The sequence below is a fragment of the Acidovorax sp. Root70 genome (assembly GCF_001428225.1).
In the GTDB taxonomy this organism is placed as follows: domain Bacteria; phylum Pseudomonadota; class Gammaproteobacteria; order Burkholderiales; family Burkholderiaceae_C; genus Acidovorax.
The window spans coordinates 24,068-45,339 of sequence record NZ_LMHQ01000004.1; the positions used below are offsets into that span (position 1 = coordinate 24,068).

Here is a 21,272-nt window from a genome sequence, read left to right on the forward strand (position 1 = left end):
GAGCCCTCCCGATTCGGGCTGGAGGGGCGTCAGGACGACAGCTCTTGTAGCAGCTCGGTTTCGATCTGGATCTGACGGGCGTTGTTCTGCAGCTCGGGGCCTTGGATGAGAAACGTGTCCTCCACCCGTTCGCCCAAGGTGCTGACCTTGGCCAGCTGCACGCTCAGGTGGTGCTGCGCCAGGATGCGCGCCACCAGATAGAGCAGGCCTGCCCGGTCGCTGGCCGAGATCGCCAGCAGCCAGCGCTGCGCTTTTTCGTCGGGCCGCAAGGTGACGCGGGGCGCCACCGGAAAGCTCTTGACCCGGCGTGAAACCCGCTTGCGGGTGGGCTCCGGCAGGGGGCCGCCTTCCTCGATCACGCGCATCAGGTCGCTCTCGACCATGTGGGTCAACTCGCGGTAGTGCCCCGGCTGCGATGAGGCCACCACCTGGAAGGTGTCGAGCGCATAGCCGTTGTTGGCGGTGTGCACGCGCGCGTCGAGGATGCTGAAGCCCGCTCGGTCGAAATAACCGCAGATCCGGGCGAACAGGTCGGCCTGATCGGCGGCGTACACCATCACCTGCAGCCCGTCGCCCGCCAGCGACTGGCGGGCGCGCACCACGGGCCGTGCGGAGCCCACATGGCGCGACAGGTGCCGCGTGTGCCAGGCAATGTCGGCCGCGTCGTGGCGCATGAAATAGCTCACGTCGAGCGTTGTCCACAACGCCTTGTGTGCTTCGAAGGGCAGGGCGTTGAGCGCCAGCAGCACCAGCGCCTCGCGTTTGCGGGCCTCGATCTCGGCGGCTGCATCAGGTGCGCGGCCGCCCAGCGTGCGCAGCGTGGCGCGGTACAGGTCTTCCAGCAGCTTGCCCTTCCAGGCGTTCCAGACCTTGGGGCTCGTGCCGCGGATGTCCGCCACGGTAAGCAGGTACATCGCCGTGAGGTTGCGCTCATTGCCCACGCGGTGCGCAAAGGCGCCGATCACATCAGGGTCGCTCAGATCCTGCTTTTGCGCCACGGTGCTCATGGTCAGGTGCTCACGCACCAGAAACTCGATGAGCCGGCCGTCCTCGCGGTCCACGCCGTGCTGGCGGCAAAAGCGCCGGACTTCTTCTGCGCCGATCTGCGAATGGTCGCCTCCGCGTCCCTTGCCGATGTCGTGGAACAGCGCGGCCACATACAGGATCCAGGGCTTGTCCCACCCGCCCGCCAGCTGCGAGCAAAACGGGTATTCGTGCGCATGCTCGGCCATGAAGAAGCGGCGTACGTTGCGCAGCACCATCAGGATGTGCTGGTCCACCGTGTAGACGTGGAACAGGTCATGCTGCATCTGCCCCACGATGCGGCGAAACGGCCACAGGTAGCGCCCTAGCACCGAGGTCTGGTTCATCAACCGCATGGCATGGGTGATGCCTGAAGGCTGCTGCAGGATGCGCATGAACGCATCGCGGTTGACCGGATCGCGCCGGAAGGCGCTGTCCATCACGCCGCGTGCGTTGTACAGCGCGCGCAGGGTGCGCGCCGACAGGTCCTTGAGCCCCACCGTGGTCTGGTAGAGCAGAAAGGTTTCCAGGATCGCATGCGGGTCGCGGGTGTAGAGGTCATCACTCGCCACTTCGATGAGGCCCGCCTTCTCGAAGAAACGTTCGTTGATCAGGCGCGGCTCATGGGTCGATGGGCTCAGGCGCTCTTCGATGTTGAGCAGCAGGATCTGGGTGAGCTGCGATACCGCCTTGGCCGCCCAGTAGTAGCGGCGCATCAGCGTCTCGCTGGCCCGCATGGGCAAGCGTGAGCCATCGGGTGCCTGCGAGCGGTAGCCGAACGACTCGGCCACCGCCGTTTGCAAGTCAAACACCAGGCGGTCTTCGTGTCGCCCGGCCGCCGCATGCAGGCGGGCGCGGATCAGGCACAGCAGCGCCTCGTTGCGCTCGATCTGGCGCACTTCGAACGCAGTGGCCAGACCACTGGCGGCCAGTTCCATCCAGTTGCTGCCCAAACCTGCCGCCTGAGCCACCCACAGGATCATCTGCAGGTCGCGCAGCCCGCCGGGCGACTCCTTGCAGTTGGGCTCCAGCGAATAGGGCGTGTTCTCGTACTTGGTGTGGCGCTGGCGCATCTCCAACGTCTTGGCGACCAGAAACGCCTGGGGGTTCATCTGCGCCCGATACTGGCGCTGGAACTCGGCAAACAGCGCGGCATTGCCGCAGACCAGTCGCGATTCGAGCAGCGAGGTCTGCACGGTGACATCCCCTGCGCTCTCGGCCAGGCACTCCGCCACGGTGCGCACGCTCGACCCGATCTCCAGGCCCGTGTCCCAGCAACTGCCAATGAAGCCTTCCAGCTTTGTGCGCAGGGCACTGCCGGCTTCCGGCGCCGCGCCGTTGGGCAACAGCAGCAGGACATCGACATCGGAATAAGGAAACAGCTGGTCGCGTCCAAACCCGCCGACTGCCACCAGGGCCATGTCCTCGGGCAACTGGGCGCGCAGCCACAAAGTCTGCAACAGGTTGCCCGCCAGCGATGACAGCTTGCGCAGCAGCACGCGGATGCCGCGTGTGGAGGCGCCGGTGGATTGCATGGCCGCCAACAGGGCGGCCTTGTCGCTGCGGTAGGCATCCCGCAGGGCATGGAGTTCAGTCATGGTCGGTGTGCGCTGGTAAAGGCCATGAAAATGCCACGCAAGAATTGTGCGAGCGCCTGTGTGTCAAGGAGTAGCACTGGCGTCGCAGGGCCGGGTCAGGTGGCCGTGGCGGTCACAAACGGCGGCAGTGGCGGCGAGCCGGCCGACAGCGTCATCACCTCGTACCCCGTGGGCGTGACCAGCACCGTGTGCTCCCACTGGGCCGACAGGCTGTGGTCCTTGGTCACGATGGTCCAGCCGTCGTTGCCAAAGTCCTTCACCTCGCGGCGACCGGCGTTGATCATGGGCTCGATGGTGAACACCATGCCGGGTACCAGCTCTTCGAGTGTGCCGGGCTTGCCATAGTGCAGCACCTGGGGCTCTTCATGGAACTTCTTGCCAATGCCGTGGCCGCAGAACTCGCGCACCACTGAGAAGCCGTGCCCTTCGGCGAACTTCTGGATCGCGTGGCCGATATCTCCCAGCCGTGCGCCGGGCTTGACCTGCACGATGCCGTGCCACATGGCCTCAAAGGTCAGGGCGGACAGCCGCTTGGCGGCGATCGAGCACTCCCCGATCATGAACATGCGGCTGTTGTCGCCGTACCAGCCGTCTTTCGTAATCACGGTCACGTCCACATTGACGATGTCGCCCTTCTTGAGCGGCTTGTCATTGGGGATGCCGTGGCACACCACATGGTTGACCGAGGTGCACAGCGACGCCGGGTAGGGCGGGTAGCCCGGTGGCTGGTAGCCCACGGTGGCCGAGATGGTGCCCTGCTGGGCCATGCATTCGGCGCCCAGGCGGTCGATCTCTTTGGTGGTGATGCCGGGCTTGATGTGCGGCGTGATGTAGTCCAGCACTTCGGAGGCCAAGCGGCAGGCCACGCGCATGCCCTCGATGTCCTCGGCGCTTTTGATAGTGATGCTCATGTCGCAATTATCCCATTGGCCCCCCGGCCGCGCAGGCGGCCGGGCCATGCCCGGTAAAATGGAGGGCTCCGGTGCTGGTTGCACGCTGGCGCCCGGAGCCACCCTCTACCCCTGACACCCCCCAACAGGCCGCTACCGTGACCTTGCACATGACCACGCTGGCGGGCGGCAACGCCCTCAGCACCTTCCGCGCCCAGCAACTTCAACCCGCCCTGGAGGCGATCCACCCCAAGATCAGTGGCATTGCAGCGCGTTTCGTGCATCTGATCGCCACCGATGCGGCCCCCACGCCCGCCGAACAAGAACGTCTGGCCGCGCTGCTGACCTATGGCGACCCCTACGCAGGCCCCGAAGACGGCGCCGCGCTCATCGTCACGCCCCGCCTGGGCACGCTGTCGCCCTGGGCCTCCAAGGCCACCGACATTGCCCGCAACTGCGGCATCGCCATCCGCCGCGTCGAGCGCATCACCGAATACCGCATCAGCCTGAAATCCGGCCTGCTGGGCAAGACGCCCGAGCTGACCGCCGAGCAACTGGGCCAAGTCGCCGCCTTGCTGCACGACCGCATGACCGAGTCGGTCGTGGCTGACCGCAGCGCGGCCGCAGCCTTGTTCACCGAACTGCAGCCCGCGCCCATGGAGCATGTGGATGTGCTGGCCGGTGGTCGCGCTGCGCTGGAGGCCGCCAACACCCGCTTTGGCCTGGCCTTGGCCGACGATGAAATCGACTACCTCGTGACCGCCTTCACCGGCCTGAAGCGCAACCCCACCGACGTGGAGCTGATGATGTTCGCGCAGGCCAACAGCGAACACTGCCGCCACAAGATCTTCAACGCCGAGTTCACCATCGACGGCGTGGCGCAGGACAAATCGCTGTTCGGCATGATCCGCAACACCCACCAGTTGGCGCCCCAGCACACGGTGATTGCGTATTCAGACAACGCCTCGGTCATGGAAGGCCACCAGGTGGAGCGTTTTGTGGCAAAAATGGCCGCAAGCGCTAGTGAATCAAGCGCCAATAGCTATCAAAAAAGTAGCGTCACCCAGCATGTGCTGATGAAGGTGGAAACGCACAATCACCCCACGGCCATCTCGCCCTTCCCGGGCGCATCCACCGGCGCGGGCGGCGAGATCCGCGACGAAGGCGCCACGGGCCGGGGCTCCAAGCCCAAGGCGGGCCTGACGGGCTTCACCGTGTCCAAGCTCTGGGGCAGCACCGTGGGCAAGCCCGAGCACATTGCCAGCCCGCTGCAGATCATGGTCGAAGGCCCCTTGGGCGGCGCCGCTTTCAACAACGAATTCGGTCGCCCCAACCTGAACGGCTACTTCCGCGAGTACGAACAAAACGTCGGCGGCGTGCAGCGCGGCTACCACAAGCCCATCATGATCGCCGGCGGTGTGGGCGTGATCGACGCCGAGCTGACGAAGAAGATCGAATTCCCCGCCGGTTCGCTGCTGATCCAGCTGGGTGGCCCCGGCATGCGCATCGGCATGGGCGGCAGCGCCGCCAGCTCCATGGCCACCGGCACCAATGCGGCCGAGCTGGACTTTGACTCGGTGCAGCGCGGCAACCCCGAGATTGAGCGCCGTGCGCAAGAGGTCATCAATCATTGCTGGGCGCAAGGCAGCAACAACCCCATCCTGGCCATCCACGACGTGGGCGCGGGCGGCTTGTCGAACGCCTTTCCCGAGCTGACCAACGACGCAGGCCGTGGCGCGCGCTTTGACCTGCGCGCCGTGCAGCTCGAGGAATCGGGCATGGCGCCCAAGGAAATCTGGTCCAACGAATCGCAAGAGCGCTACGTGCTGGCGATTGCGCCCGAGTCGCTGGAACAGTTCATGGCCTTCTGCGAACGCGAGCGCTGCCCATTTGCCGTGATCGGCACGGCCACCGAAGAACGCCAACTGGTGTTGCACGACCCCGCCGCCACGGCCGAAGACCAAAAGCTGCCCGTGGACATGCCCATGAACGTGCTGCTGGGCAAGCCGCCCAAGATGCACCGCGACGTGAAGACGGTGGAGCGCCAGTTCCCGCCCATGGACTTGACCGGCGTGCCGCTGCAAAAGGCCGTGATCGACGTGCTGGCCCACCCCACGGTGGCGTCCAAGCGTTTCCTCATCACCATCGGCGACCGCACCGTGGGCGGCCTCATCCACCGCGACCAGATGGTCGGCCCCTGGCAAGTGCCCGTGGCCGATTGCGCCGTGACACTGGCTGACTACAAGGGCTTTGCGGGCGAAGCGATGAGCATGGGCGAGCGCACACCGCTGGCCGCCATCAACGCCCCTGCCTCTGGCCGCATGGCCGTGGCAGAAGCCATCACCAACCTGCTGGCCGCACCCATCGAGCTGCCGCGCGTGAAGCTGTCGGCCAACTGGATGGCCGCCTGTGGCGAACCCGGCGAAGACGCCGCGCTTTACGAAACCGTGAAGGCCGTGGGCATGGAGTTGTGCCCGGCGCTGGGCGTGTCCATCCCCGTGGGCAAGGACAGCCTGTCCATGCGCACCCAATGGTCGGAAGGCAGCGACAAGAAGAAGGTCACATCCCCCGTCAGCTTGATCGTGAGCGCGTTTGCCTCGCTGTCCGACGTGCGCGGCACGCTCACGCCCCAGCTCAACGCCACAGAGGCTGACACCACCCTGGTGCTGATCGACCTGGGCAAGGGCCAGAACCGCATGGGCGGCAGCATCCTGGGCCAGACGCTGGACCAGAGCGGCGATGTGGTGCCCGATGTGGACGATCCGAAAGACCTGGTCAATCTCGTCAACGCCGTGAACGCGCTGCGCGCCAAGGGTCAGATCCTGGCCTACCACGACCGCAGCGATGGCGGCCTGCTGGCGGCTGCTGCCGAAATGGCCTTTGCCGGCCATGTGGGCGTGGCGCTGAATGTGGACATGCTCGTGACCGAAGGCGACGGCGTGAGCGACAGCCGCATGGACACGGGCGACGCCAAGAACTGGGCCACGCAGGTGGGCGCCCGCCGCGATGAGTTGACGCTCAAGGCCTTGTTCAACGAAGAATTGGGCGTGGTGCTGCAGGTGCGAACCGCCGAGCGCAACGACGTCATGCAGACCCTGCGCGAGCACGGCCTGTCCAAGTTCAGCCACTTCGTCGGCAAGACGCGCCCTGTGTCCTCTGAAATCGATGCGGGCAAGGGCGAGTTGCAGGTCTGGCGCGATGCCAAGGCCGTGTTCAGCGCTCCGCTGGCCGATCTGCACCAGGTGTGGGATGCGGTGAGCTGGAAGATTTGCCAGCAGCGCGACAACCCCGCCAATGCCGATGCCGAGCACGCCGCAGCGGGTGAGCCTACCGACCCCGGCTTGCATGTGCACCTCACGTTCGATGCGGCCGACAACGTGGCCGCGCCGTTCCTGAACCTCGCCAAACCCAAGGTCGCCATCCTGCGCGAGCAGGGTGTGAACTCGCACATCGAAATGGCGTACGCCTTCACCGAAGCGGGCTTCGAGGCCTACGACGTGCACATGACCGACCTGCAGACTGGCCGCGTCAAGCTCGAAGACTTCAAGGGCGTGGTCGCCTGCGGCGGTTTCAGCTACGGCGACACGCTGGGCGCAGGCATCGGATGGGCGCGTTCCATCACCTTCAACCCGGTGCTGGCCGCGCAGTTCCAGGGCTTCTTTGGCCGCACGGATACGTTCGGCCTGGGCGTGTGCAATGGCTGTCAGATGTTTGCCGAACTGGCGGACATCATCCCCGGCGCGCAAGACTGGCCACGCTTCACCACCAACCAGAGCGAGCGTTTCGAGGCCCGCCTGTCGCTGGTGGAAGTGCTCGAATCCCCCAGCCTGTTCCTGCAAGGCATGGCCGGCAGCCGCCTGCCGATTGCCGTGGCGCATGGTGAGGGCTATGCCAACTTCAAGTACCGGGGTAACGCCGACAAGGCCATCGCCGCGATGCGCTACGTGGACAACCACGGCCGCGCCACCGAGCAATACCCCTTCAACCCCAACGGCAGCGCGGGCGGCCTGACGGCCGTGACCACGGCTGACGGCCGCTTCACGGCCATGATGCCGCACCCCGAGCGCGTGTTCCGCAATGTGCAGATGAGCTGGACCAGCGAGGACCAGGCCCAGTACAGCGCCTGGATGCGCATCTGGCGCAATGCGCGCAAGTGGGTGGGGTGAGCAGGTACAACCCCCTGAGCGGCTGCGCCGCTTCCCCCTTCTCTCAATTCGCTTTGCGAATCGGGAAGGGGGACACAGCCCTCGCTGCGGGGCGGCCCTTGCTTGGCTGCTCTGGCTTTGGGGCCGTGCGCTTTCGACGAAGGGTGACGAGCGCTAGGTGCCGTGAAATTTGAGTCGCACGGACAGTGTTTGTCGGTGGCGAGGGTGACGTTGAACGGGGCTCAGGCCCCGTTGTTGTTGCGGTCTTGTCTGGCGTAGAGACGTCTTGGCGCGTTGCTATAGTCGGCGCTCTTCACCATTCCCAAGGACCTCCCATGGCTTCTGGCAGCCTGCTTGCCCTGCTCGACGACATCGCCACCATCCTCGACGACGTGGCCTTGATGACCAAGGTGGCGGCCAAGAAGAGCGCTGCCATGGCCGACGATGTGTCGGTGATGACCAAGGTGGCCGCGCAGAAGACGGCGGGCGTGCTGGGGGACGACCTGGCGCTCAACGCCCAGCAGGTGACCGGGGTGCGTGCCGAGCGCGAGATTCCGGTGGTGTGGGCGGTGGCCAAGGGCTCGTTCATCAACAAGGTCATCCTGGTGCCCGCCGCGCTGCTGATCAGTGCCTTTGCGCCCTGGGCGGTGACGCCGCTGCTCATGGTGGGGGGCGCCTTCCTGTGCTTTGAAGGTTTTGAAAAGGTGGCGCACAAGCTGCTGCACGCCCAGCACGAGGATGAGGCCGAGCACGAAAGCCACGCCAAGGCCAATGCCAATCCGGCGGTGGATCTGGTGGCCTTTGAAAAGGACAAGGTCAAGGGCGCCGTGCGCACCGACTTCATCCTGTCGGCCGAAATCATTGCGATCACACTGGGCACCGTGGCCTCCGCGCCCTTTGTGCAGCAGTTGACCGTGCTGTCGGGCATCGCGGTGATCATGACCATCGGCGTGTACGGTCTGGTGGCGGGCATCGTCAAGCTCGACGACCTGGGCCTGTGGCTCAACAACAAGGCCAGCAGCGCAGCGCGTGCCCTCGGGTCAGGCATTTTGCGCGCGGCGCCCTGGCTGATGAAGGGGCTGTCCATCGCGGGCACGGCGGCCATGTTCCTGGTGGGCGGCGGCATTCTGGTGCACGGAGTGCCCGTGTTGCACCATGCGGTGGAGGCTGCAGGCACAGCAGCTTCGCAATGGCCCGTGGGCGGGCTGTGGGCGGTGTTGGTGCCCAACCTGCTGAACGCGGTGGTGGGCGTCGTGGCGGGTGGGCTGGTGCTGGTGGGGGTGACGCTGGTGCAGCGCCTGCGGGGCAAGTCCACATCCCAATAGTGGGTATTTCTTGATCTAGGTCTAAGGGTTACTACCGAGGGCTTGAGGTAAGGCAAGGCCGGGTGGGGGGCGCAGCGGTTCAATGCATGTACGGGGGTCGTCCCCGTCCAACCGATGCGAAATACCATGAAAAAGAACCTGCTGGCTGTCGCCGTTCTCTGTGTCCTGTCCTCTGGCGCCGCCATGGCGCAACAGGCCGAGGGCCCCTGGATGGTCCGTGCACGTGCGGTGCACCTGGACAGCGCCAACAAGGACAGCACGCCGCTGGGCCTGTCGGTCAACAACAAGACCATCCCTGAAGTGGATGTGACCTACTTCTTCAACAAGAACATCGCTGCAGAGCTGATCCTGACCGTGCCGCAAAAGCACACCCTCAGCGCTGGCGGCGCCGCCATCGGCACGCTCAAGCACTTGCCCCCCACACTGCTGGCGCAGTACCACTTTGACGCCCCTGGCTTCAAGCCCTATGTGGGCGCGGGCCTGAACTACACGCGTTTTTCCAGCGTCAACCTGCCTGCAGGCGTGAGCATTGACCGCAACAGCTTCGGCCCTGCGCTGCAAGTGGGTGTGGACATTCCGCTGGCCAAGAACCTGTACCTCAACTTCGACGTGAAGAAGGTTTTCATCAAGACCGACGTGAGCGCAGGCGGTGCCAAGCTGGGCACCTTCAAGGTGGACCCCGTTCTGGTGGGCGTGGGTCTGGGCTGGCGCTTCTGAGGGCACAGGGCCCCAGCCGGGGCCCTGCGTTCCTGACGGCAAAAGTTCTCCAAGGGTCTAAAGGGCTGGCGCCTGCGCCAGCCCTTTTTTGTGGGTGCGGAATTGGCCTACATACGGCAGTCAACGAGGCAACGCACAATGGGGTGGGGGAGCGTGTGGGGCGTGCCGCAATGTGGGCGCCCCAGGTGCCTCTGCTTTTGACCACCCGGCGGCGTTGCCGCACCAACGTGTTGACGACCCATGCTCCTGCCTCGCTATTCCGACATCACGCACGGGCTGACCCAGCGGCCCGCACGCATCTCCCCCAAGTATTTTTACGACCAGCACGGCTCGCAGCTGTTCGAAGCCATCACGCGCTTGCCGGAGTACTACCCCACGCGCACCGAGATGGCGCTGATGCAGACGCATGCAGACAGCATTGCGGAGGCCGTGGGCGCAGGGCGCACTTTGATCGAGCTGGGTGCGGGCAACTGCCAGAAGGCTCGCACCCTGTGCCGCCTGGTGCAGCCGGCCTGTTTTGTGGGGGTGGATATTTCGGCGGATTTTCTGGAGCAGGCGGTGCAGGGGCTGCGCGATGACTTTCCGGCACTCGATGCCCGCGCACTCGCGGGCGACATGACGCTGGGGGTGTCACTGCCCGACGACATTCCCCGCACCGGGCGCCTGGTGTTTTACCCGGGCTCGTCCATCGGCAACTTCGACCCGCCGCACGCGCTGGATCTGCTGGCCCACATGCGCGAGCTGATCGACGACGATGGTGGTCTGCTCATCGGCATCGATTTGCCCAAGGACGTGGCGGTGCTCGAAGCCGCCTACGACGATGCAGCGGGGGTCACCGCCGAGTTCAACCGCAATGTGCTGCGGCATGTGAACCGCCTGATCGGCAGCGACTTTGACGTGGCGCAGTGGCAGCACCGTGCGTTCTTCAACACCGAGGCATCGCGCATCGAAATGCACCTGGAGGCCGCCTCTGACACCGAGGTGTGCTGGCCCGGCGGCGGTCGCAGGTTCGACCAGGGCGAGCGCATCCACACCGAGAACAGCTACAAGTACCCGTTGCCCGTGTTCACCGACATGCTTGCGCGCGCCGGTTTTGCGCAGGCCCAGGCGTGGACGGACGAGCGGGGCTGGTTTGCGGTGGTCCATGCCCGTCCTTGACCAGTGGCTGCTATGACCGTGACATCCCCCGCATTCGATACGCTGCTGGCGCGCTACGCCGCGGTGCGCGGTCGCTCGCTGGCCATGGCGGCACCGCTGTCGGCCGAGGATTGCGCCGCGCAGTCCATGCCCGACGCCAGCCCCACCAAATGGCACCTGGCCCACACCACCTGGTTCTTTGAAACCTTTGTGCTCGAAGCCTACGAGCCAGGTTTCCAGCCGTTTGCACCGGCGTTCCGCGTACTGTTCAACTCCTACTACAACGGTGTGGGCGCCAAGCACCCGCGCCCGCAGCGCGGGCTGCTCACGCGGCCATCGCTGGACGAGGTGCTCGCCTACCGGGCCAACGTGGACGCCCGCATGGCACGCCTGTGGCCCGCCGTGGTGCGCGATGCCGCGCTGTGCAGCCTGATCGAGCTGGGCCTGCAGCATGAGCAGCAGCACCAGGAGCTGATGCTCACCGACATCCTGCACCTGCTGTCCTGCAACCCCTTGTTCCCCGCCTATGCCAAGGCGTCTGACGCTGTGGTGCCCGAGGCCGCCGGGGCGCTGGCATGGCACTCTTTTGATGGCGGGTTGGCCGACATCGGCCACGCAGGCAGCGGCTTTGCCTTTGACAACGAGGGCCCCCGCCATCGCGTGTATCTGCACCCGTACGCACTGGCCTCGCGGCTGGTGACGCAGGCCGAGTACCTGGCGTTTGTGGAAGGCGGTGGCTACCGCAACCCGCTGCTCTGGTTGGCCGAAGGCTGGGACTGGCGGACGGCGCAGGGCCTGGAGCAGCCGCTGTACTGGCATTGCGTCGATGGCGCCTGGCACCACTTCACGCTGGCCGGCCTGCAGCCGCTGCAGGGCGAGCAGCCGACGGTGCATCTGTCGTATTACGAGGCCGACGCCTATGCGCGCTGGGCCGGTGCACGCCTACCTACCGAGGCCGAATGGGAGCATGCGGCCGCGCAGGAGGCCGCAGGCATGGCGCAGTGGCATGGCGCTGCGTGGCAGTGGACGCAATCGAGCTATGCCCCTTACCCCGGCTTCCGGGTGGCGGAAGGCGCAGTGGGCGAGTACAACGGCAAGTTCATGGTCAACCAGTACGTGCTGCGGGGCTCGTCCAGCGCCACGCCGCCAGGGCATGGGCGGCTGACCTACCGCAACTTCTTCCCGGCCACGGCGCGCTGGCAGTTCACGGGCATTCGGCTGGCGCGCGACCTTGGCTGAGCACGGCCAGCGCCCGGCGCTGACCGCCATCGCTCCGCCGTGCGCGGGCAGGCATGACGGCGTTGCTAGGTGTTGTCGATCTGTTTGCTATCAAATATGTAGCTGGCAGTGCTTATTCCACTAGCGCTTGAACGCAGAAATCCTCAAAAGTTAGGTGCAGGGTGTCTGGCCATGCGCTTGGGAGGCGCATGGCCCTTTGCACATCACACCTTGTCGAGTGCCTGCGCCAAGTCGGCCTGCAGGTCGTCGATGTGCTCGATGCCGACCGACAGGCGCACCATGCCTTCGCTCACGCCCGCCTTGGCCAGCTCTTCGGGGTTGAGCTGGCGGTGGGTGGTGGACGCGGGGTGCGTGGCCAGCGACTTCGCATCGCCAATGTTGACGAGGCGCGTGAAGAGTTGCAAAGCATCCAGGAAGCGCGCACCGGCTGCACGCGGGTCGGCGTCGCTGTTCTTCACGCCAAAGCTCAGGATGCCCGAGGCCTTGCCGCCCGACTGGCGCTGCACCACCGCGTGGTCCGGATGGTCGGGCAGGCCCGCGTAGCGCACCCATTCCACCTTGGGGTGGCTCTGCAGGTATTTGGCGATGGCCAGCGTGTTGTCGCAGATGCGGTCCATGCGCAGGGCCAGGGTCTCGATGCCTTGCAGGATCAAAAACGCGCTTTGCGGCGACAGGGCCGCGCCCGTGTTGCGCAGTGGCACCACACGCGCGCGGCCGATGAAGGCGGCCGGGCCCAGGGCCTCGGTATAAACCACGCCGTGGTAGCTCACGTCTGGCTCGTTCAGGCGCGGGAAGCGGGCCTTGTGCTGCGCCCACGGGAACTTGCCGCTGTCCACAATCGCGCCGCCCACGCTGTTGCCGTGGCCGCCCAGGTACTTGGTGAGCGAGTGCACCACGATGTCGGCACCGTGTTCGATGGGACGCAGCAGGTAGGGGCTGGGCACGGTGTTGTCCACGATCAGTGGCACGCCATGGTCGTGCGCCACCTTGGCCAAGGCCGCGATGTCGGTCACGTTGCCCAGCGGGTTGCCGATGGACTCGATGAAGATGGCCTTGGTGCGTGCATCGATGTGCTGCGCAAAGCTGGCCGGGTCGCGCGGGTCGGCAAAACGGGTGGTGATGCCCTGCTGCGGCAGCGTGTGGGCAAACAGGTTGTAGGTGCCGCCATACAGCGTGCTGGCTGACACGATGTTGTCGCCGGCTTCCGCAATGGTCTGGATGGCGTAGGTGATGGCCGCCATGCCCGAGGCCACGGCCAGCGCGGCGATGCCGCCTTCGAGCGCCGCGACGCGCTTTTCGAGCACGTCGGTCGTGGGGTTCATGATGCGGGTGTAGATGTTGCCCGGCACCTTCAGGTCGAACAGGTCGGCGCCATGCTGGGCGCTGTCAAACGCGTAGGCCACCGTCTGGTAGATGGGCACGGCCACCGCCTTGGTGGTGGGGTCGGGGCTGTAGCCTGCGTGGACGGCCAGGGTTTCGATCTTCATGACGTATTGCTCCTCCTCAAGGTGAATGGGCGCAGCGGGCGCCGCTGCAGGCCCATTCTTGCATCGGAAGATGCACGGGTCATCGAATCGTTCGTGATGAGCTTATGCGGCGGCCGCTGCGGGCGCGGCGCGGCGCGTGCCCGGCTCCGCCCAGGTGTGTTCGGCCAGGCGCACGGCGTCAGGGATGTGGATGTCGCGCTTGTCCATGTGGATCAGCCCTGCGTCTTCCAGCTCATGCAGCACGCGCGAGAAATACTCGGGCGTGAGCGACAGGCGCGATGCGATGGTGGCTTTGCTCACTGGCAGCGTCAGGCTCAGGCCACCCGGTTCCTGCGGTTCGCCGCAGCCCGCGCAGGCCAGCGCAATGCCGGCGGCGTCGCTGGAGTCTTCGGGCAGCTCGTGCAGCAGGTAGCTGATGACGCGCTGCATGCCGCTGTGCAGTGTGTAGGTCTGCACATCGTGCACCAGCCCGTGCAGGCGCCGCGAGATGCCTGCCAGCATGCGCATGGCAAAGCGCGGATCGGCCTCGATTTCACGCTCCACCGTGGTTTTGTCCACGCTCAGCAACAGGGTCTCGGCCAGTGCCTGGGCGTTGATGATGTAAGGCTTGCCCGTGAACATCAGCGCCTCGGCAAAACTGGAGCCCGGGCCCACCAGTTCGATCACCTTCTCCTGCCCGGAGGGCGAGAGCGCGAACAGCTTGACCTGGCCCAGCACCGTCACGTGGAATTCTTCACAAGGGGTGCCCACGCGGAAAACGCTGTCACCTCGCGCGAAGCGGCGCAGCCGGCAGCCCTTGGCCAGACGTGCCAGCTCTTCGGGGGTGGATTCCTGAAAAAGCGGCAGGGCCGACAGGTAGCGCGGAATGTCAAATTGCCGGATGTCCATGGTGGGGCTGCAGTGGGAGTAATGCAGCGATTACACGGGGACGTTCCCGGCAGGGCCTTGTCCAAAGTCAAAGGTGCATGCTGCACCGCGTCATATTTGCGTGCGCGTGATCTGGCTGTAGACCGCAGCCAGCCGCTGCGCCAGGTCGCGCGGGCGGTGGACCAGCGCGTAGCCCTGCTGGCCGAAGAGGTAGGGCAGGTAGTCGTGCCCTGCATCGTCAATCGTCACCGCAAAAGGCGTGAGGCCCTGGGCTCGGGCCTGCTGCACCGCGTGGCGGGTGTCCTCCAGCCCATAGCGGCCCTCGTACACGTCCAGGTCGTTGGGTTTGCCATCGGTCAGCAGCAGCAGCAGGCGCTGGCGTTCCGGGCGCTCTGCCAGCCGCGCCGTGGCATGGCGAATGGCTGCGCCCATGCGCGTGTAGTAGCCGGGTTTGATGGCGGCGATGCGCGCGCGTGCTGGGGCGGCCCAGGCATCGTCGAACCCCTTGAGGTGCTGGATGCGCACGTTCTGGCGCCGCACCGAGCTGAAGCCCAGCATCTCGAAGGTATCGCCCCCCGTGGCCAGCGCCTCGCCAAACACATACAGCGCGTCGCGGATCACGTCGATGACGCGCATGGGCTGGCCTGCGCCGCCCACGTGGGCGTCGGTGGAGAGCGACAGGTCGGCCAGCAGCAGCGTGGCCAGGCTGCGCTCAGCGCGCACACGGCGTTGCCACACGGCGGGCGACTCGCTGCGCCAGGCGGCGCCATCGGTGGCATGGCGCACCCAGGCATCCACGTCCAGCTCGTCGCCGTCGGGCTGGGCATGGGCGCGCAGCGGCGCGGCGCGCAGCACCTCCAGGCGGCGCCGCACCTGACGGGCGGTGGTGCGCAGCCGGGCGTCGGGGGCAAACGGCGGGGCTTCGCGCGCCACCATGCGCTGCACGGCACAGTGGGCGGGGCGCAGCACGCGGGCTTTCCAGTCCCACTCCGGCTGGTGCTCGCCGGGGCCCAGGGCGATGTCGTCGGCGCTGGCGCTGGGCAGGTCCAGGTCGAAACGCACACGCGAGGCCAGGCGCCGTGCATTGCCTGGGTCTTCGGCAATGGCCAGCACGTCCATGTCGCGTGCGGCGTCCAGCGCGTGGCCGTCGTCGCTGTCGTCGTCGGCGCGCTGCACCTTGGTGAATTCGCCCCAGGAGAGGATGGACTCGGCGCGGAAGAACAACATCAGTGGCGCGGCGTGGCGCTCATCGCGCACCCGTTCGGCCTTGCGGCGCGTGCGGTCGTCGGGGGCGGGCGCGGTGGCATCTTGGCCTTCGGGGGGCTCGGGTGGATCGGTGGGGCGGTGGGTGGCTGCCGCCAGTGCCTGGCCGTTGTCCAGCCACAGCCAGACCGGTGCGGTGGCACCGGGCGGCTGCGCGGGCAGGGCGCAGTCCGGTGCGGTACTGTCCAGCTCGCCACGCAGTGCGCGCTGCACCCAGGCCTCGGCCTCGGCGGCGGGGCCACGCAGGCGGTGCAGCGGCGGGCGCTGGGCCAGCTGCGCGTGCCGCAGCCGGTCGTGGGCAGCGGCCAGGCCGGGGAATGCGGCGCGGGCTGCCTGTTCCGCCGCCAGGTTGTGGGCGAGCCAGCCGGGTTGCGCGGGCCGCGCGGTGTGCCACTGCGAGCCCAGGGCCGCCAGCCACAGGTACAGGTCGCGGTTGAGTGCGCGGTCGGCAAAAACGGCGAGCGTGGCGGGCAGGGCCAGCACGTCGCTTTGGTATTCGGGCAGCGCGGCGCGTGTGCCGGCGCCCGCGGCGCGCTGCAGCCATCCGCGTGGGCCGCCCACGGTGCGGTCAGCGGCCGGGGCGATGCGCATGGCGGCGGGGCCACCCCCGCAGCGGAACAGCAGGCCCAGCGGCTTGCGCACTTCTTCGAGCGTGACGGCGGCCTCCGGGTGGCCGCCGGCGGCCCAGTGCGTAATCAGGCGGTGCCATTGCTGGCCGATCCATTCTTCCATGTCATTGCTCCGTGCCGTTGCTCGCGGCGTGTTGCGCGGGGGCCGAGGGGGTTTCACGTTGCCGTGCGCGCAAGGACTCGCGCAGCGCATCCACACCAATGCTCCACTGCAGCAGAGGCTCGCGCTGCTGGGCCGATTGCGAGTGTTCGCAGGCCTGCACGCACAGCCCACATTGCACACAGGAGAACTTGCGTCGCTTGAACTGGCGCGGCGGCAGGTGCATGGGGCAGGCGCGGTCGCAGGCATTGCCATGGGGTTCGTCGCAACTGCGGCACTGCGAAGGGTGGGCGGCCTGCAGGCCGTACGAGGCCGCTGGGGCGGTGGAAGCAGGCGGCAGGCGCCCGGCATCGCGCGCGAAGCCCACCACACGCCCGCGCGGGTTGGCCATCCACACCAGGCTCTGGAACAGGCCCACCGCGCAGCCAAACCGGCAGAACAGGTGGCGCGCGAACAGGAACTCGGCCGTGAACACAGCCGTGCCTGCCACCAGAAAGCGCACCTGGCCCGGGGTGGATGTGCCGTGCAGCAGGCGGCCCCACACATCGGCAGGGGGCAGCAGGTAGGTCAGCAGCGTGATGGCCCAGGCAAAGCCCATCAGCAGACACAGCAGCGCAAACACGGGCCACCAGCGCCGGTCGGGCGTGAGGCCGCGTTGGGGCGTGGGCTTGGGGTCCCACAGCGAGAGGCGGCCGCAGGCCTTTTGCAGCACATGGTTGAGCAGCTCCACCAGCGAAAAGTGGGGGCAGAGCCAGCCGCAGTAAAGGCGCCCGTAGCGCCAGGCCACGGCCAAAAAGCCCCCCACGATAAGGAGCGCTGGCAGCAGCGCGCGCAGCAGCAGGCGCGCGGCCATCTCGCCGGGGCCGATCAGTCCCTGGCGAAAGGCGTCGATCCCCAGGCTCCAGCGCTGGCCCAACACCCAGAGCTGCACTTCCGTGAGGTCAAACCGCAGCAGGTTCAACGCCGGCGCACACAAGAACAGCGCGAAGAACGCGATCTGAAAGGCGCGGCGCTGGCGTTGCATGGCGGGGGCATCACCCCAGCAGGGCGCGCAGCACCTCGTCCAGCGCAGCGGCGGTGTCGGCGTCGTCGGTGAGCGCGTCCACAATGGCCGCGCGGCAGGCGGTGGCCAGTGGCACCCCCGAGACGGTGAGGCGTGCAGCCATCACCAGCAGGCGGGTGCTGGCCACTTCCTCCAGATCGTGGTCGGTGATCTGGCGCAGGGCCGTGCCCAGGCGCACCAGCGTGGCCGCCAGTTCGGCGCTGGCCCCGGCTTCCGTGCGCAGCACGGCTTCTTCCACCGCCGGGGTGGGGTAGCCCAGGTTCAGCGCCACAAAGCGCTGGCGGGTGCTGGGCTTGAGGCTTTTGAGCAGGCTTTGGTAGCCGGGGTTGTACGAGATGACGAGCATGAACTCTGGCGGTGCCGCCAGCAGCTCGCCCGTGCGCTCGATGGGCAGCACGCGCCGGTCGTCGGCCAGCGGGTGCAGCACCACGGTGGTGTCCTTGCGCGCTTCCACCACCTCATCCAGGTAGCAGATGGCGCCCTGGCGCACGGCGCGCGCCAGGGGGCCGTCAGCCCACACCGTGCCGCTGGTGCCCAGCAGGTGCCGCCCCACCAGGTCGGCGGCCGACAGGTCGTCGTGGCAGCTCACGGTGATGAGCGGTCGCCCCAGGCGCGCCGCCATGTGCTCGACAAAGCGCGTCTTGCCACAGCCTGTGGGCCCCTTGATGAGCAGCGGCAGGCGCTGTCGCCAGGCATGCTCGAACAGGGCGGCCTCGCCGCCCTGCTGGGCATAGAAGGGCAGGGCCGTGGTGGCGATGTGTTGCAGTTCGCTGTGGTCCATGGGGGCCTTTGCCTTGTTTGCCGCTGGTGTGGGGTCAGGCGGGGTTCAGCGACCGGGCAGGCAGCACGCCGCTCTTGGCGCCCTTGCCACCTGCGTCTTCGGTCACCGGGTCACCACCAATGAAGAAGCTCGCGAAGAACAGGAACTGCCCCAGCAGGAAGATCACGCCGCCAGCGATACGCACCCAGTAAAAAATGGTGAGCTGGTCTTGCGTGGCCATGAAGCCCATGGCGTTGGTCAGGGGCATGCGTTGCAGCCAAACCTGCAGGATGCCCGCGCCCGTGAGGGCCAGCACCATGGTGGCCATGCCGATGGTCATGATCCAGAAGCTCCACATCTCGGCAGCCTGGGCCTTCTTGCTGTTGGCGATGCGGCCACGCAGCGTGGGCATGGCGTAGCTGATGAGTGTGATGACCACCAGCACATAGGCGCCGTAGAAGGCCAGGTGCCCGTGGGCTGCAGTGATCTGCGAGCCGTGGGTGTAGTAGTTCACGGCCGAGAGCGTGTGGATGAAGCCCCACAGGCCTGCGCCCAGAAAGCCCAGCACCGCGGTGCCCACGGCCCACAGCACGGCAGCCTGGTTGGGATGCTCGCGGCGGCGGCGTTGCACCATGTTGAAGGCAAACACCGTCATCATGAAGAAGGGGATGGGTTCCAGCGCACTGAAGATGCTGCCGATCCAGTGCCAATAGCCTGGCAGGCCGATGAAGTAGAAGTGGTGGCCCGTGCCCAGGATGCCGGTCATCAGCGCAAAGGCGATGATCACGTACAGCCACTTGTCGATGACCTCACGGTCCACGCCCGTGGTCTTGACCAGCACGTAGGCCAGCAGTGCGCCCAGGATCAGCTCCCACACGCCTTCCACCCACAGGTGCACCACGAACCACCAGTACATCTTGTCGCGCACCAGGTTGTGCGGGTTCACGAAGCTGAACAGGAACATCAGCGCCAGGCCCCACAGGCCCATCAGCAGCACGAGGCTGATGGCGGTCTTGCGGCCCTTGAGCACCGTCATGCTGATGTTGTAGAGAAAGCCCAGGGCCACGATCACGATGCCCACCTTGGTCGGCAGAGGCTGCTCCAGGAACTCGCGGCCCATGGTCTGCAGCAGGTCGTTGCCGGTCAGCTCCGCCAGCTTGGCGTAGGGCACGGTCAGGTAGCCCACGATGGTGAGCGCACCTGCCACCAGGAAGATCCAGAACAGCACCTTGGCCAGCAAGGGTGAATGCAGCTCGGTCTCGGCCTCCTCGGGCACCATGTAGTAGGCCGCGCCCATGAAGCCGAACAGCAGCCACACGATCAGCAGGTTGGTGTGCACCATCCGTGCCACGTTGAACGGGATGTAGGGGAAGAACAGGTCGCCCACCACGTACTGCAGGCCGAGCGTGATGCCAAAGATGATCTGCCCGGCGAACAGCGCCATGGCTGCGATGAAGTAGAGCTTCGAGACCGATTGGCTCTGGTATTTGAGTGTGGAGATATGCATGGTGTTGTTCCCTCTCTCAACCTTCGATGTTGGGTGGCCACTTTTCGTTGTTGATCTCGCCCGTCCACTTGAGGAACTCGACCAGGTCGTCAAGCTGCTGGTCGGTCAGGTTGAACTGCGGCATCTGGCGGCGATGGGCCACGCCGGTGGGCTGCGCCTTGATCCACACCTTGATGAAGTCGCCGCCCCGGCGCTTGTAGACATTGCCCAGCTCGGGTGCGAAGTACGCGCCTTCGCCCAGCAGCGTGTGGCAGCCGATGCAGTTGCGCGTCTCCCAGATCTTCTTGCCCGCCACGACGGCCGGGGTGATGGCCTGGGCGTTGGACCGCTCGGGAATGCGGCGCTCGCTATCGAACACGATGGCGGCGAACAGCAGGGCAAAAAACACCGTGCCCCCGTAGAACATATTGCGGGCCATCTGCTTGGTGAAACCGCTGTGTGACTGGCTCATTCGTAAGCCCTCCTTCGAACTTGAGGGCCTTATCCTCCCAAAATGGTCGGCTTTTTTCCTTGAACGGGTTCAAGGAAAGCGCCTTTGCCTGGGGAAACGGTCTGTAAGCGGTTTTTGAATGAAATGCGCCGCTAGTGCATATGAAATATGCGCTTTTAGCTATTAAATAAATAGCAAAATGGGTGTCTCTAGCGGGGCCAGGCCGTGGCCACCAGAAGAATGAGCGTGGTCAGCACCAGCCAGCCCAACAGCAGCCGCCGCCACAGGGCGGGTGCGTGGCGCAGCTCCATGTAGTCGAGCACGATGAACACGCCCTTGCCTGCGGCCAGAGCCAGCACCACAAAGGCCAGTGGGGTGCCGGGGGTGACACCCGGGTGTTCGCCCAGCCACCAGGTGGTGGCCGTGGCGGCCAGCAGGGCCAGCCAGATCCAGTCGATGCGGTCAGGGCGTTTCATGGTCTTCACCGCAACACGTAAACCAAAGGGAAAAGCAGCATCCACAGCAGGTCCACCATGTGCCAGAACACCGCGCCGGTCTCCAGCGCATGGCAATTGCCAGGGCCATAGGCGCCGCGCCGTGTGGGCCCCCACAGCACTGCAAAGATGATGCAACCCACGGCAGCGTGCAGAAAGTGAAAGCCTGTGAGCATCACATACAGCAGGTAGAAGCTGTTTTCGGCTACGTCGATGCCTTCATTCCACTTGTGCACGTACTCCAGCGTCTTGAGCACCAGAAAGCCGCAGCCGCCGGCCAGTGCACCCAGCAGCCAGCGTGCGCCGGGGCCGGATTGGCCGGCCCGCACGGCATGCACGCTGCGGGCCACGCACCAGCTGGCCGACACCAGTAGCACCGTGTTGATGGCGCCGCTGGACAGGTCGAGCGTGGCCTGCCCGGCGGCAAACAGCGCGCGTTCGCGCACCCGCGTCACGGCAAAGGACGCGAACAGGATGCCGAAGGTGAGGAGTTCGGCCAGCACCAGCAGCCACACCACCAGGTCGCCTGGCAGGCGCTGCACTGGCGCGGGCTCGGGTTTGGAGAGGGTTCCCAGGGAATCACTCGGTGCAGCCATGC

At 66.2% G+C, this 21,272-nt stretch carries 16 protein-coding genes; 5 read left to right on the plus strand and 11 right to left on the minus strand.

What is annotated here, in order from left to right:
* Positions 1-29 precede the first annotated feature (29 nt).
* Together ASD94_RS03235 and map are read right to left on the minus strand one after the other, a co-directional pair.
* On the minus strand, positions 30-2,621 hold the full coding sequence (locus ASD94_RS03235) for a [protein-PII] uridylyltransferase (protein ID WP_056638532.1): 2,592 nt from the start codon (positions 2,619-2,621) through the stop codon (positions 30-32).
* A 95-nt stretch (positions 2,622-2,716) separates the two neighbouring features.
* Entirely contained in the window at positions 2,717-3,532 is an 816-nt protein-coding gene (gene map / locus ASD94_RS03240; protein WP_056638533.1) for a type I methionyl aminopeptidase, read from the minus strand.
* A gap of 137 nt (positions 3,533-3,669) precedes the next feature.
* On the opposite strand from map, the gene purL reads away from it, so the two are divergent.
* The 5 genes from purL to egtB all read left to right on the plus strand — a co-directional run bounded on the left by purL (position 3,670) and on the right by egtB (position 12,074).
* Positions 3,670-7,677, plus strand: coding sequence for a phosphoribosylformylglycinamidine synthase (purL, locus tag ASD94_RS03245; RefSeq protein ID WP_056638788.1), 4,008 nt, complete (start codon positions 3,670-3,672; stop codon positions 7,675-7,677).
* A gap of 314 nt (positions 7,678-7,991) precedes the next feature.
* Positions 7,992-8,981 (plus strand): DUF808 domain-containing protein, encoded by a 990-nt coding sequence (locus ASD94_RS03250; RefSeq protein WP_056638536.1) that lies wholly within the window; start codon positions 7,992-7,994, stop codon positions 8,979-8,981.
* A gap of 126 nt (positions 8,982-9,107) precedes the next feature.
* Positions 9,108-9,698 carry an OmpW family protein gene (locus ASD94_RS03255; RefSeq protein ID WP_056638539.1) on the plus strand — a complete coding sequence of 197 codons (591 nt, stop codon included), beginning with the start codon at positions 9,108-9,110 and terminating at the stop codon, positions 9,696-9,698.
* Positions 9,699-9,938: 240 nt separating this feature from the next.
* A complete protein-coding gene (gene egtD, locus ASD94_RS03260; RefSeq protein ID WP_056638542.1) occupies positions 9,939-10,856 on the plus strand; it encodes an L-histidine N(alpha)-methyltransferase in 918 nt (305 codons plus the stop codon).
* 12 nt (positions 10,857-10,868) lie between these two features.
* Positions 10,869-12,074: an ergothioneine biosynthesis protein EgtB gene (egtB, locus tag ASD94_RS03265; protein WP_056638546.1), complete on the plus strand. Its 1,206-nt coding sequence runs from the start codon at positions 10,869-10,871 to the stop codon at positions 12,072-12,074.
* Between the two features lie 203 nt (positions 12,075-12,277).
* Here the strand turns inward: egtB and ASD94_RS03270 are convergent, their stop codons facing one another.
* The 9 genes from ASD94_RS03270 to ASD94_RS03310 form a co-directional block, all read right to left on the minus strand.
* Positions 12,278-13,561 (minus strand): O-acetylhomoserine aminocarboxypropyltransferase/cysteine synthase family protein, encoded by a 1,284-nt coding sequence (locus tag ASD94_RS03270; protein ID WP_056638549.1) that lies wholly within the window; start codon positions 13,559-13,561, stop codon positions 12,278-12,280.
* Positions 13,562-13,663: 102 nt separating this feature from the next.
* The gene (locus tag ASD94_RS03275) at positions 13,664-14,449 is read right to left on the minus strand and encodes a Crp/Fnr family transcriptional regulator (protein ID WP_056638556.1); all 786 of its coding nucleotides are present in this window, start codon (positions 14,447-14,449) and stop codon (positions 13,664-13,666) included.
* A gap of 90 nt (positions 14,450-14,539) precedes the next feature.
* On the minus strand, positions 14,540-16,423 hold the full coding sequence (locus ASD94_RS03280; RefSeq protein ID WP_056638559.1) for a nitric oxide reductase activation protein NorD: 1,884 nt from the start codon (positions 16,421-16,423) through the stop codon (positions 14,540-14,542).
* Between the two features lies 1 nt (position 16,424).
* Complete coding sequence (locus tag ASD94_RS03285) at positions 16,425-17,444, minus strand: 4Fe-4S binding protein (protein ID WP_056638563.1); 1,020 nt, start codon at positions 17,442-17,444, stop codon at positions 16,425-16,427.
* 10 nt (positions 17,445-17,454) lie between these two features.
* Positions 17,455-18,264, minus strand: a complete 810-nt coding sequence (locus ASD94_RS03290) for a CbbQ/NirQ/NorQ/GpvN family protein (protein WP_056638565.1) — start codon at positions 18,262-18,264, stop codon at positions 17,455-17,457.
* A gap of 34 nt (positions 18,265-18,298) precedes the next feature.
* Positions 18,299-19,750, minus strand: coding sequence for a cbb3-type cytochrome c oxidase subunit I (locus ASD94_RS03295; protein ID WP_056638568.1), 1,452 nt, complete (start codon positions 19,748-19,750; stop codon positions 18,299-18,301).
* A 16-nt stretch (positions 19,751-19,766) separates the two neighbouring features.
* Positions 19,767-20,201 (minus strand): cytochrome c, encoded by a 435-nt coding sequence (locus ASD94_RS03300; protein ID WP_056638570.1) that lies wholly within the window; start codon positions 20,199-20,201, stop codon positions 19,767-19,769.
* A gap of 188 nt (positions 20,202-20,389) precedes the next feature.
* Complete coding sequence (locus tag ASD94_RS03305; RefSeq protein WP_056638573.1) at positions 20,390-20,656, minus strand: cytochrome C oxidase subunit IV family protein; 267 nt, start codon at positions 20,654-20,656, stop codon at positions 20,390-20,392.
* Between the two features lie 5 nt (positions 20,657-20,661).
* Positions 20,662-21,270, minus strand: a complete 609-nt coding sequence (locus ASD94_RS03310; RefSeq protein WP_056638791.1) for a cytochrome c oxidase subunit 3 family protein — start codon at positions 21,268-21,270, stop codon at positions 20,662-20,664.
* Positions 21,271-21,272 lie beyond the last annotated feature (2 nt).